We start from the raw sequence: 13,096 nt of genomic DNA, 5'->3' as shown, positions 1-13,096 counted from the left end.
ATGGAAGATTCAAAACAGAAGTTTATTCCGTATGGGCGACAATCAATCGATGATGCAGATATTCAAGTGGTTGTTGATGTTTTAAAGAGTGATTACCTGACAACAGGGCCAGCAGTCGAAAATTTTGAAGTAAAAATTGCTGACTATGTTGGAGCGAAGTATGCTGTTGCATTTTCAAACGGTACAGCGGCATTGCACGGTGCATGTTTCGCTGCGGGTATAGGTGATGGCGATGAAGTAATCACTACACCTATGACCTTTGCAGCAAGTGCTAATTGTGTCTTATACCAAGGTGGAAAGCCAGTTTTTGCAGATATTGATCCAGAAACATACAACATTGATCCAAATGAAATTTGTAAAAAAATTACGGCTAAAACTAAAGCAATAATTCCAGTGGACTTTACTGGTCAGCCAGCTGACATAGATGAAATTTTGAAGATTGCAAAAAAGCATAATTTGACTGTTATTGAAGATGCAGCACATGCTATCGGTGCAACATATAAGGGTAAAAAAATAGGGTCTATTGCTGATATGACAATGTTCAGTTTTCACCCAGTAAAACATATTACAACCGGTGAAGGTGGTATTATTACTACAAACAATAGAGACTTCTATGATAAATTACGGCAGTTCCGTACGCACGGGATTACGAGAGATACTTCTTTACTAAATGAAAATCACGGCCCTTGGTATTATGAAATGCAGTTTTTAGGATACAACTATCGAATGACAGATATACAAGCTGCATTGGGTGCCAGTCAGATTGATAAACTAGATCAGTTTATTGAAAGACGTCGGGAAATAGTCGATCAATATAATAAGGGGTTTAGTGCTTTAAACGAATTAATTACCCCTCATCAACATCCTGATGGTAGCTCTAGTTGGCACTTATATGTTATTCAATTACAGCGTTATTTGTTATCTATTGACAGAAAACAGTTTTTTGAAGAATTAAGAAAAGCAAATATTGGAGTGAATGTTCATTATATACCAGTCCATTTACAACCATATTATCAGAAACTAGGGCATAAAAAAGGAGACTATCCAGTCGCAGAAGAATTGTACGAGCAGATTATTTCGTTGCCATTATTTCCAGCGATGACAGATGAAGATGTGCAGTATGTTATCGATACAGTAAAAAGCTTAGTTCAAGAACACCAAATAAAGTAGGTGAGTTTATGAAGGTTGTAGCTATTATACAAGCACGTATGGGATCGACAAGGCTACCAGGGAAAATAATGAAAAAAGTATTAGACAAATCTTTATTAGAATATCAGATAGAACGTGTGAAACGGTCAAAGTTAATTGGTGAAATTGTTATTGCGACTACGACAAGTGAATCTGAAGAACCGATTGTAGACTTTTGTAAAAAACATTTTATCTCATATTATCGTGGATCAGAGGATGATGTGTTATCACGATATTATGAAGCGGCTGAAGAATATAATGCTGATGTAGTGGTTAGGTTGACTTCTGATTGTCCTTTAATTGATCCGGAAATTATAGATAAGGTTATAAGTATTTATTTGAAACGAAAAGAAGGTATTGATTACGTATCAAATACTTTGGAGCGTACTTATCCTAGAGGAATGGACACTGAAGTATTCTCTTACGATGCATTAAAAACAGCGAACGATAATGCTGTTTCTCCACCTGAACGAGAACATGTAACACCTTATTTTTTTCAAAACCCAAGAATGTTTAAAATACTATCCGTAACAAGTGATACAAATCATAGTGAGCATCGTTGGACTGTGGATACACTAGAGGACTTTGTATTAATAGAAAAAATTATAGAAGCACTATATAAGAATAAACCGTTATTTTCGTACTTTGATATACTGAAATTACTAGACGAAAATAGGGAATGGTTTGATATAAACGCTGAAATAAAACAAAAAAGGTTGTAAATGTAAATTCCGATTTCAATAAAGTCAAAGGAAGGAAATTCAGATGAAGTATAAGTTACAAAAGTTATCCCCAAAATACCTACCAATCATGCTTCAGTGGAGAAATGAAGAACGAATCAGAAAAAGCATGTACAACGAAAAAGTTATTACATTTGATGAACATATGAGCTGGTATGAAAATAAATCTAAAAGTAATGAAGACGTGTATTTTGTTTTCTTAATAGATGAAGAACCCGTTGGAATAATATATTTTAATAGAATAAATATTCCCTATTTCAAATGCGAATGGGGGTTCTATATAGGGAAACCAAATAGTTTTAAAGGTGCAGGTACTATAATGGGGATATTAGGATTAAAATATGCGTTTGAGGAATTGGGATTGAACAAAGTATATGGCGAAGTGTTAGTAACTAACGAAGGTAGCTTAAAGTATCATGAGAAATTAGGGTTTAAAAAAGAGGCGTACTTTAAACAACATATAATGAAAAATGATACATTTAAAGATGTTATTATTTACGGGCTTATAAAAGAGGAATGGTATAAAGATAATCATGATAATCTCGTAAAGCAACTTTATGAGAAAGGGATCGATTTATTTGGAGACAGTAGTAATAGCAGCCAATCATAAGCGGTATTATTCTACATACCAAGAGTTAAGTCAAAAACTGAATTATAATATAGTATGGGTTGATAATAAAAATGAACTAACAAAAGAATTTCTGGCTGAAATCAGTGCTAAATATATATTTTTCCTTCATTGGTCCCACATCATTCCTTCAAATATATTCAATAACTTTGAGTGTATAATTTTTCATATGACTGACGTTCCTTTTGGTAGAGGTGGAAGTCCGTTACAGAATCTAATTAGTAGGGGAATTTACGAAACAAAAATAACCGCATTAAAATGTGTTGAGAATTTGGATGCCGGTCCAGTATACCTTAAAAAACCTTTATCGTTGTTTGGTAATGCGGAAGAGATATATATTAGAGCATCGAAAATAATAAAAGAAATGATTATTGAAATATTAAAGAAACGACCACTTCCAGCACCTCAAGAAGGAGAAATCGTACAATTTCAAAGAAGAAAACCCGAACAAAGTAATTTAGAAAATCTTGAGAAAATAGAAGAAGTTTTTGATTATATACGCATGTTAGATGCGGATGGTTATCCAAAAGCATTTATAGAAACAAGAAATTTCCGACTAGAATTTGAACGTGCTTCTTTAAAGGATGATTCCATACATGCAGATGTAAAAATTATTAGAAAGAAGGATAAACTATGACGCAGACCGTATTAGTAATTGCTGCCCACCCAGATGATGAGGTTTTGGGATGTGGTGGTACAATGGCTAAACATATTCAAAATGGGGACAACGTGCATTCTATAATACTAGCCGAGGGGATTACTAGTAGAGATAGATCAAGAGATCGGGAAACTAATTCGGAAAGACTATCTGAATTAGGAAAAGCAGCACAAAAAGCTAACGATATACTGGGTGTTAATTCTTTAAAATTGTATGACTTTCCAGATAATCGTATGGATTCATTAGATCGTTTAGACATTGTAAAGGTAATAGAGGACATAGTAAATGAAGTGAAACCAGACATTTTATATACGCATCATATTGGTGATGTAAATATAGACCACCGCAGAATCCATGAAGCAGTTATAACAGCTTGCAGGCCCATACCAGGAAACCATCTAGTTAAAGAATTATTATTCTTTGAAACGGCGTCAAGTACTGAGTGGATGACCCCAGGATCAGCCCCTACTTTCAGCCCGAACTGGTATGTAGACATTACGGAAACCCTCTCATTAAAATTAAGGTCTTTAGAAGCGTATGATTACGAGATGCGAGAGTGGCCACATGCTAGATCAGTTACTGCATTGGAACATCTGGCCCGCTGGCGCGGTGCAAACATTGGTGTTGAGGCAGCAGAATCATTTATATTAGGGAGGAAAATTAAAAACTAATTTATTAATTTGAGAAAGGGGAGTATTTGTGAAAAACATAACTTTAGGAGACAAGATTATTGGTGAAAGTCACAAACCATTCATAATCGCTGAAATGTCTGGCAATCATAATCAATCATTAACTAAAGCTTTAGAAATTGTTGAAGCTGCAGCAAAAACAGGCGCACATGCTTTGAAAATTCAGACATACACTGCGGAAACAATGACGTTAAACATAAATAAAGAAGATTTCGTAATCAATGATCCCAAAAGTTTGTGGGATGGAGAATCTTTGTATGACTTATATGGTAAAGCATACACACCATGGGAGTGGCATGAACCTATTTTTACAAGAGCTAGAGAACTTGGATTAATACCATTTAGTACTCCTTTTGATGAAACAGCAGTGGATTTTTTAGAAGAATTAGATGTACCATTTTATAAAATTGCCTCATTCGAAAATAACGATATTCCATTGATAGAAAAAGTAGCTTCGACTGGTAAACCGATAATTATCTCTACAGGAATGGCTTCTATTGCAGAGTTAGATGAGACTGTGCGTGCTGCTAGAGCTGCAGGATGTGAGGATATTGTTCTCTTGAAATGTACAAGTACTTATCCTGCAACACCCGAGAATACGAATATATCAACCATTCCGCATATGAAAGAACTATTTGATTGCCAAGTAGGCTTATCTGATCACACATTGGGGACTGGAGTGTCCGTAGCAAGTGTTGCGTTGGGGGCAACTGTAATTGAAAAACACTTTGTTTTGGATCGTTTAGAAGGTGGAGTTGATGCTGCCTTTTCCATGGAGCCTCATGAAATGAAGGCTCTTGTAGAAGAAACTGAAAGGGCATGGGAGGCAATAGGTTCTGTTTCATACGGACCAACTAAAGCCGAAGAAAAATCGTTACAATTTAGGCGCTCCATATATGCCTCTAAGGATATTGAAAAAGGAGAAAAGTATACTCCAGACAATATACGTATAGTTCGACCGGGATATGGACTGAAACCTAAATACTATAAAAGTCTTTTAGGAAAGGAATCTCAAAAAGAATTTAAATTTGGGGATCGCATTACTTTTTTATAATGAAAAGTTAAGGCTCTATTGAATGAAAAAATTATTCGATAGAATTTTTATTTATACATTTTTCCATCTTTAGTAATTCTATAATCCTGCATTTCGAACCAGTTGTTTATTGCATCATAAAAGTAGAGAATATTACGCAAATAAAAAAGGATTGCCAGTCCCATCAAAATGTCCTGCCATTCATAGTGTCTAATCAATTAATGGGTGGGAAAGTGAAAGGAATGCTGGCAATACCTAGAATTAATAGAATTTTATTTGGCAAATTAAGAAATAGCAATCAATGAAATTGCAACGTACTAGGTTCTGTTGAGAAACTGTGAAAAAGATGCCAATGAAGATCAGTTGCCGAAAGAAAGAGAATATAAAAAAGAGAGGAATGATGTATGAGGATTTGGGGATATTGATACTGTCCGGACTTTTCATATGATATAATTTGTTTAACCACAACAAGATATACTGCATGATAACATGTTATATTGAGGTGGTTTTACAATATGGCTTTGGATAACGTAAAAGAACAGAAATTATTATATCACTTGACCAAACTATCCAATTTAGAATCGATCTTGGAGTATGGTTTGATTTCCAGAGAGAAAGCAAAACGGTTAGGTATTACATTCTCTGATGTGGCTGACTCGGATATTATTTCTCAAAGAGCTTTATTAGGATTGGAAGAGTATGTCCCCTTTCATTTCCATCCCTATTCTGCATTTGATACTGCTGTCAAGAGTAGGTATGCTGAAGACGTATTCATTTATATTTGTCTGACGCGAGAAAAAGCGATGAAGAATAAATTTAAGGTGCTTCCTATGCATCCGTTATCTGATGACTTTGAATTATATGAGTATGAAGAAGGTTTTAATTTAATAAATTGGGATTTCATGAGACAAAAAGGAAATGAAGAAAAGTTAGTCAAACATACAAAGATGGCAGAGTGTTTGACTACGAAAACGGTCCCAGCAAAGCATTTTCATTCTATTGCGGTGCCAACTCAAGAGGTCGGGGCACATGTGCAAAGTAAATTGAAAGCATACGGCATTATAAAGAAACCTCCGTATGTTGATGAAATGAATTGGTTTTAGTTAATTAAAGTAAGTGGGAGGTATAATGATGATCAAGTACACCACAGGTGATTTATTTCAGTCAGAGGCAGAAGCTCTCGTCAATACTGTGAACTGTGAAGGTTATATGGGTAAGGGCATTGCTTATCAGTTTAAATTGAAATTTCCTGAGAACAACCGTGATTACGTGAAAGCGGTTCGTTCAGGTGAGCTTCAGATTGGCACCGTTCATTCTTTTAAGGAAGACGGTAAAATCATCATCAACTTCCCAACCAAAAATAAATGGCGTGCTAAATCGAAAATGGAGTATATTGATGAAGGGCTCGATGCACTTATTGATCTGATTCGATCGATGAACATCAAATCGGTTGCGATTCCTCCATTAGGAAGCGGAAACGGCGGATTGATTTGGCATGACGTGAAGCAATTAATGGAAAAGAAACTTTCCACGCTTCAAGATGTAACAATTTATGTATATGAACCTAAACAGAATTATCAAGCGAAGGCGAAAGAAGAGCCAAAATTGAGTTTATCGGCACTCATCATGATGGATATTAAACATCACCTTAATCAATTTAATAAAACAAGGTTACAAAAGACGGCTTTCTTCATGGATGTACTATCAAACGGAGATCCCTACTTTAATTTTAAAGGGCATACGTTCGGTCCTTATGATCATGCGATTGCGATTATCAGCAAAAATATTAAAGCGTTCCAAGATTATCACAATGTAAAATCCACCGATGAAGCGTATAAGATTTTATATAACAAATTGATCAGTGATCATGTTGAATCCACTGTGACCGAGTTGAAGCCTGCCATCAATAAAGCAACAGCATTTGTTAACAACATTCCGAATGATGATATGCTGGAATGCGTATCAACGATTGCGTTTTTATTGAAAACACATTATGAACTGAGCGAAAATGACATCGTTGAAAGGTTTCAGAAATGGTCCGACGATAAAGCCAAACGCTTCAGTGAGAAACAGATCCGAGAAGGTATTGCGCTTTTAAATGGCGCTGGTATCATCCAACAAACGTTAATGGGTTATGAACTGAAACCCACGGTGTCAATTGAATACAGCAAGTAAGCATCCCCAGTTCGGAGGTGCTTTTTTCGTTCGCCAAGCGTGAGCATGTGCGAACTCTAACGGGTAGATGGTTCGAGTGTGACCTTGTAGCGATAGGCACATAAACTAACTTTTTCCATGGAGCCTCATGAACTGAAGGCGCTTGTAGAAAAAACAGAAAGAGCATGAAAGGCGATAGGATCTGTCTCATATGGACCAACTAAAGCAGAAAAGGAATCTTTACAATTTAGGCGTTCCATATATACTTCTAAGGATATTAAAATAGGAGATAAGTTTACTTCAGACAATATACGAATAGTCCGACCGGGATACGGACTGAAGCCTAAACATTATAAAAGTCTTTTAGGAAAGGAATCTCAAAAAGAATTTAAATTTGGGGATCGCATTACTTTTTTATAATGAAAAGTTAAGGCTCTATTGAATGAAAAAATTATTCGATAGAGCCTTTGTTTATTCAATATTCCATTTCTAGTAATTCTATAATTCGATTTTTCCCATAGCCATCCACAATTCTTTTCGCCTTTTTACTTAAACTAGGGATATCTTTATTTGTGATAAAGGAGTTTATTTCTTTTGCAATAGTATGCTGTGTTATAGTGTCATGTTCGCCTATATAATGATCAATTCCTAATTTATGTACATTTTCACAAACTTCAATTTGATTATATGCAATAGCAGTTAAAATTGCTGGTGTTCCAAGACAATACCTTTCCCAAGTGGTACTTCCCCCTGCACAAATGGCAAAATCTACTTCATGCATAAGTTTTGCCATGTAATTAATATTGTAGTGGAAAATTACATTCTCGTTATTACGATGTTCTTTTATTAAATCCTTATTTGGATTAGATGGGCCAACAACTACATGGGTAGTAATTTCTTTTCCTTTTATGGCTTTTAAAGCTTTCATGGTTTCATTCGTAGGATCACTGCCTCCGTAAAAAACAAGTGCTGTAGAATGTTTTTTCTTTTCCTTTTGTTTATTATGAAGCTCAACAAATTCATCTCGTAATAGCGCATATTTAGGACCTAGTAAAAGTTTACAGTTACTTGGAACTAGATTTTTATAGCGACTGTTTGCGTTTTGATAATAATTTTGATCTAACAATATATCGCAATCGTGTTCCCGATCTGCGATATCATCTATCACCATAATGTTTGGGATTTTCACTCTTATTTCTTTCTCCCAAGCTTCATCTAGGGCGTAATGGTCAACGATTATCCAATCAAATTGTATTTCAATTGACTGTAGAGCCTTTTGTGTTTCTATTGAATCCTGTGCTTGTGTCACGCCGAGCCACGAAGCATGTCGTGGCTGATCGCTTACTGGCATATTTTGTGCAAGATCTTCGAGATTATAAAGTTGGAAACCTTTTTCTAATATTTTCTGGTTTAGATTACCTTGATGTGCTCGACAAATGAAGTATACATTGTGACTATTTTCTTTTAATTCTTCGGCTAGGGTCAAGCAACGTATGACGTGACCTGAACCAATTTTAGTTGATGAATCAACACGAAAGCATATATTCATTGGTGCACCTTTTCCTCTACCATATGTATTTTTAATAAAATAATTTCTTATTTTATTATAACAAGAAGCTTAAGTATCTGTGAAGCTTATTAGCTAGAAAATAGCTTTAACGCCAGTAACTACCATCCAAACAATCAAGAAATATGGCTATTAAGTCAATTTATATAAATTTTCACCAAAAAAGGTTAAACATTTCTTAAACATGTCGATATAAAGAATGAATCATCAGGGAGGATGGTTTGCCATGGCATTAACGTTAGGAAGGAAACCTGGCGAAAAAGTCTACATCATAGACGAACACGACAGGAAAATTGAAGTAGAAGTGGTTAAGGGTGATGGGAATCTTAACAATGCCCTCAAACTGCGTATCACGGCTCCACAGGAATTTAGAATTGTTCGTGGAGAAATTCATCAAGGTAATAACTCCTAACCAAGGAGTTTATTATAAACTAGCATTTCACAAGGATAGGTCTTGCTAGTAAAACAAACAAACACGGAGGTAGAAAAAATGATTATCAATCACAACATTTCAGCGCTTAACACACACCGTCAGTTAGGTGCAAACAACAATGCAGTATCTGGATCATTGGAGAAGCTTTCTTCTGGACTGAAGATTAACCGTGCAGGAGATGACGCAGCAGGTCTTGCGATTTCTGAGAAGATGCGTGGGCAGATTCGTGGTTTGGAAATGGCTACGAAAAACGCACAGGATGGAATTTCACTAATTCAAACAGCAGAAGGAGCATTAAACGAAACACATTCTATTTTACAAAGAATGCGTGAGTTGACTGTTCAAGCTAGTAACACTGGTACACAAGATACTGACGATCTTCAAGCAATTCAAGATGAAATTGATGCTTTAATTGAAGAGTTAGGTGGAATGAGTGGAAGTAAAGGGATTTCAGATCGAACGCAGTTTAACGGAAAAGATTTACTTGATGGTTCCTTTGCGGCAAGTGGATCCGGTCAGTTAACTTTCCAAATTGGCGCTAATAAAGAACAACAGCTTAGCGTGAATATTGAAGATATGAGTGCGTCTGGATTAGGTGTAGATAGTATTTCTGTCGTAGACGGAAGTGGAAATGCACTTGATGCTTCAGGATATGATGGATTACTAAGTGGAATTGATGCAGCCATTACTGATGTCTCAACTCAACGATCGAAATTAGGTGCTGTTCAAAACCGCCTAGAACACACAATTAACAACCTAGGTGCTTCTTCTGAAAACCTAACAGCTGCAGAATCACGTATCCGTGACGTTGATATGGCGAAAGAAATGATGGAGTTCACGAAGAATAACATCTTAACTCAAGCATCACAAGCTATGTTAGCTCAAGCCAACCAAACACCACAAGGAGTACTTCAGTTACTTCGTTAATAGTGGATAAAATGAGAAAGACTCTTGCCTTCGGGTAGAGTCTTTTTTCTTTTTTACATAAATAGGAAATGAGAATAACAACACCTTGAAAAGTTTATCAATTGAACCGATAATAAATACATAGTGTTAATTTTAAAGTCCTACATTTGGAGGTCATTATGCAATTATTATATAAAAACGAGCAGATAGAATTAAAGAGGGATGCATCTCTTTTTTCTGTCATTTTTGAAAAAGTTAATAAGTTAATTGAGGAAAAGGATGTCATTTTCAGTCATTTAATAATAGATGGTGTAGAAGTATATGAAAATCATGAGGAATACATACAAGAACGAATGAATAAAGTAATGCAAATAGAAATCGTCACCCGTTCTTCCAAAGAAATGATTTTGGAAACGATGAGGTCTGTTCATGAATATTTAGAACGCGCTGTGCCTGCGTTGAAGGAACTAGTAGATCAAAGTTATGAACGTTTTGCTGAGGAAACTTGGGAAGGAATTGGGCAATTATCAGAAGGCATGCAATGGATGCTTCAATTTAAGACATTCACACAAGGCGCATCGGAACAACCGGCAAACTGGCAGCAAGTCGAAAAAAGTTTTGCAGTTTGTGAAGAGGAATTTGCTGAATTGCTGGATGCTGTTGAAGCACAAGATACCGTGATGATCACTGACTTACTTGCCTATGAAATTACGCCTGCATATGAAGCGTTATTGGAGAATATCGGAAAATCGCTGCAAGATAAGGAGTTCTTGAATTATGTTAATTGATAATATTCTTCTTTTACGTGACCGATATCCTGCAATTCGTGAATATTTCCACCAGAATGAAGATGATTTGAAACTAAAGCAATTTGAGGTTATTGAATCAAAAGCTGGTAAGGAGACCATTCGTTATCAGTTAAATGATGAACGGCCATTAATGATACACAGCATGTATGACCCAATTCGTGAAGCGGAACGGATTATTGCTTCTCATGAAGGTAAAATCTCGGAAAAAACGCATGTCTTTTTTTATGGTGTAGGCATGGGGTACCATGTTGAAAAGTTTCTTGAAAAATTTCCTGATCAGCCTTATTCCTTGTACGAACCTATTCCGGAAGTGTTTTTTGAAATGACGAGTAAGCGAGATTTAAACCATATCATTAATAAAAATCTAAGAAACTTGTATATAGATAAGCATCATGAAGAGTCTTTCGCGTATTTAAATGAATTTACGACGAGTAATCACAATATCCATCTCATCGTTTTACCGAGCTATAAAAACATTGCGGAAGAAAAATATGCAACCTTTCATAAAAATATAAAGGAAGCTATTCGAAGTCGCCGGACGAATTTGCACACAGACGCTAGTTTTCAAAAACTGTGGGTAATGAACAGTTTGATCAATTTTAAAACCGTATTAAACACGCCGAATATGTTAAGAGATATCGATCGGGGGCAATTTGAAGGAAAACCTGTAATTATTGTATCAGCTGGCCCCTCTTTAGCCGAAGATATGGAGCATCTTCGCTATATAAAAGAAAATAATCTTGCATACATTTTTTCAGTCGGATCAGCGATAAATAGCTTAATCGCGTACGATGTATTACCGGATGCGGTGTTTACATATGATCCGGGGCTGTTGAACCATAAAGTATTTGAAAAAATGATCGCCCATAATATCGCTCATATTCCGATGGTATTTGGTTCAAGTGTTGGGTATGAAACGATTGAAAATTACCAAGGGCCTAAAGCTCATTTCATTACGTCTCAAGACAGAACCTCTTTATATTTTTTAAAGGAACAGTTGAACGTGGAGCACGATTTAATTTTGGATTCCCCATCCATTGCGGTCATGACCTTTCAAATTTTAAATAAAATCGGTGCATATCCTATCATCTTTGCCGGACAAAACTTGGGCTATTTGTATGATCGCCTCTATTCGGAAGGTATTGACTATGATCATATTAAATCAACGATGGAGGAAGAAAAGCTTGCAAAAGCGCCAACAACAAAAGATGTATATGGAAATGAAATTAAAACATCCATAGGCTTTAATAGTATGCGGACTAGTATCGAAAATTTTGCCGCACAGTACCAAAATAAAACGTTTATTAACACAACAAAAGGCGGAGCTGAAATTAAGGGAGTACCTTTTCAGCCGATCGAAGAAGTAATAAAAGAAACACTTACTTATTCGATCGATAAAACCAATTGGTGGGAAAGAAGCAATAAATATAAGGCACAGGATATTGATGCACAGCTAGCTAGCTTAAAAAGAAGTATGACGGAATTTACTGCTGTACTTGCTTCTTTTGATAAATTATTGAAGAACATTTCCTTATATACGAACATCAAGAATCAGCCTAAGGTTTTAAATGAATTAACCAAATTTGATAAACTTTATAATCGATTAGTTGAAAATCGTTACTACAATGATTTCTTATCTTTTTATATTCGAACACACGTAAAATACTTAGCTAATGAGTTGAAGCGACTAAATGTAGAAGCAGACGTGTTCGTGAAAGGGAAAGAAATTGTACCATTGTTTAATCGGTTTATGGAACAATGCAGGCAGGGGAGTTTAGAGTTAGAAAAAGTGATGGAAGATAGTGTTGGAGCGTTGGGGAGTGAATGAATTATTGATATGGGGCGTCACTTTTCCGAATTTTGTCGAATGAGATATTGTAAGATTATTTGAATAAGATACTGTTAGAGCAAGTAGCACGATTTTATTGCTATTAGTTCTAACAGTTTTTTATTCTTATGGGATAAAGTCAATATTGTATTCTACCTAGCATTGTCCTGCTAACTATTCAATTTTCCCCAAGAGAAAACCGTTTTTATAAAAGTCTAGTATAGGGGAAATCAGTTTTTGATGCACCTAATAGGAACATATGATCTTGACTTTATTTGTTAGATAGTCTATCTTATATCAAAATAGAAAATTGATAAAAGGTGTGATGAGATGGCGACGACAGTTTCGATTTGTTGTAGATGATAAAAGTGAAATAGAAGGTTCTATTATCCGAAAAAAGAGCTTCCGTAAAAAGGTAATTTATTATTAGTTGATGATCTATACCAAATTGGTAATACATTAA

14 protein-coding genes are annotated in these 13,096 nt (G+C 35.5%); 13 read left to right on the top strand and 1 reads right to left on the bottom strand.

Features of this window, described 5'->3' with window-relative positions:
• The 9 genes from pseC to ACLIBG_RS13540 all read left to right on the top strand — a co-directional run bounded on the left by pseC (position 1) and on the right by ACLIBG_RS13540 (position 7,510).
• The gene (gene pseC / locus ACLIBG_RS13580) at positions 1–1,170 is read left to right on the top strand and encodes a UDP-4-amino-4,6-dideoxy-N-acetyl-beta-L-altrosamine transaminase (RefSeq protein ID WP_439313308.1); all 1,170 of its coding nucleotides are present in this window, start codon (positions 1–3) and stop codon (positions 1,168–1,170) included.
• Between the two features lie 8 nt (positions 1,171–1,178).
• Positions 1,179–1,910, top strand: coding sequence for a cytidylyltransferase domain-containing protein (locus ACLIBG_RS13575; protein WP_439313307.1), 732 nt, complete (start codon positions 1,179–1,181; stop codon positions 1,908–1,910).
• 43 nt (positions 1,911–1,953) lie between these two features.
• Positions 1,954–2,538 carry a UDP-4-amino-4,6-dideoxy-N-acetyl-beta-L-altrosamine N-acetyltransferase gene (gene pseH, locus ACLIBG_RS13570; protein WP_439313306.1) on the top strand — a complete coding sequence of 195 codons (585 nt, stop codon included), beginning with the start codon at positions 1,954–1,956 and terminating at the stop codon, positions 2,536–2,538.
• On the top strand, positions 2,507–3,193 hold the full coding sequence (locus ACLIBG_RS13565) for a methionyl-tRNA formyltransferase (protein WP_439313305.1): 687 nt from the start codon (positions 2,507–2,509) through the stop codon (positions 3,191–3,193). The genes pseH and ACLIBG_RS13565 overlap by 32 nt, the downstream gene beginning before the upstream one ends.
• Positions 3,190–3,885: a PIG-L deacetylase family protein gene (locus tag ACLIBG_RS13560; protein WP_439313304.1), complete on the top strand. Its 696-nt coding sequence runs from the start codon at positions 3,190–3,192 to the stop codon at positions 3,883–3,885. Before ACLIBG_RS13565 ends, ACLIBG_RS13560 begins: the two co-directional genes overlap by 4 nt.
• A gap of 28 nt (positions 3,886–3,913) precedes the next feature.
• Entirely contained in the window at positions 3,914–4,957 is a 1,044-nt protein-coding gene (gene pseI / locus ACLIBG_RS13555; RefSeq protein WP_439313303.1) for a pseudaminic acid synthase, read from the top strand.
• 494 nt (positions 4,958–5,451) lie between these two features.
• A complete protein-coding gene (locus tag ACLIBG_RS13550) occupies positions 5,452–6,039 on the top strand; it encodes a DarT ssDNA thymidine ADP-ribosyltransferase family protein (RefSeq protein ID WP_439313302.1) in 588 nt (195 codons plus the stop codon).
• Positions 6,040–6,067: 28 nt separating this feature from the next.
• Complete coding sequence (gene darG / locus ACLIBG_RS13545; RefSeq protein ID WP_439313301.1) at positions 6,068–7,111, top strand: type II toxin-antitoxin system antitoxin DNA ADP-ribosyl glycohydrolase DarG; 1,044 nt, start codon at positions 6,068–6,070, stop codon at positions 7,109–7,111.
• 174 nt (positions 7,112–7,285) lie between these two features.
• A complete protein-coding gene (locus tag ACLIBG_RS13540; protein WP_439313324.1) occupies positions 7,286–7,510 on the top strand; it encodes an SAF domain-containing protein in 225 nt (74 codons plus the stop codon).
• A 55-nt stretch (positions 7,511–7,565) separates the two neighbouring features.
• Here the strand turns inward: ACLIBG_RS13540 and pseG are convergent, their stop codons facing one another.
• Positions 7,566–8,639 carry a UDP-2,4-diacetamido-2,4,6-trideoxy-beta-L-altropyranose hydrolase gene (gene pseG / locus ACLIBG_RS13535; RefSeq protein WP_439313300.1) on the bottom strand — a complete coding sequence of 358 codons (1,074 nt, stop codon included), beginning with the start codon at positions 8,637–8,639 and terminating at the stop codon, positions 7,566–7,568.
• Between the two features lie 244 nt (positions 8,640–8,883).
• Here pseG and ACLIBG_RS13530 point away from each other — a divergent pair, with 244 nt between their 5' ends.
• The 4 genes from ACLIBG_RS13530 to ACLIBG_RS13515 all read left to right on the top strand — a co-directional run bounded on the left by ACLIBG_RS13530 (position 8,884) and on the right by ACLIBG_RS13515 (position 12,633).
• Positions 8,884–9,069 (top strand): carbon storage regulator, encoded by a 186-nt coding sequence (locus tag ACLIBG_RS13530; protein WP_439313299.1) that lies wholly within the window; start codon positions 8,884–8,886, stop codon positions 9,067–9,069.
• A 78-nt stretch (positions 9,070–9,147) separates the two neighbouring features.
• Positions 9,148–10,017 (top strand): flagellin Hag, encoded by an 870-nt coding sequence (hag, locus tag ACLIBG_RS13525; RefSeq protein ID WP_439313298.1) that lies wholly within the window; start codon positions 9,148–9,150, stop codon positions 10,015–10,017.
• Between the two features lie 158 nt (positions 10,018–10,175).
• Positions 10,176–10,784, top strand: coding sequence for a hypothetical protein (locus ACLIBG_RS13520; protein WP_439313297.1), 609 nt, complete (start codon positions 10,176–10,178; stop codon positions 10,782–10,784).
• Positions 10,774–12,633, top strand: coding sequence for a motility associated factor glycosyltransferase family protein (locus tag ACLIBG_RS13515; protein ID WP_439313296.1), 1,860 nt, complete (start codon positions 10,774–10,776; stop codon positions 12,631–12,633). Before ACLIBG_RS13520 ends, ACLIBG_RS13515 begins: the two co-directional genes overlap by 11 nt.
• Positions 12,634–13,096 lie beyond the last annotated feature (463 nt).

This window comes from Virgibacillus sp. W0181 (genome assembly GCF_051846915.1).
Taxonomy (GTDB): Bacteria; Bacillota; Bacilli; order Bacillales; family Amphibacillaceae; genus JBPYCR01.
Note: the sequence above shows the minus strand (reverse complement) of the source record. Positions and strands in the feature narration are given on the sequence as shown.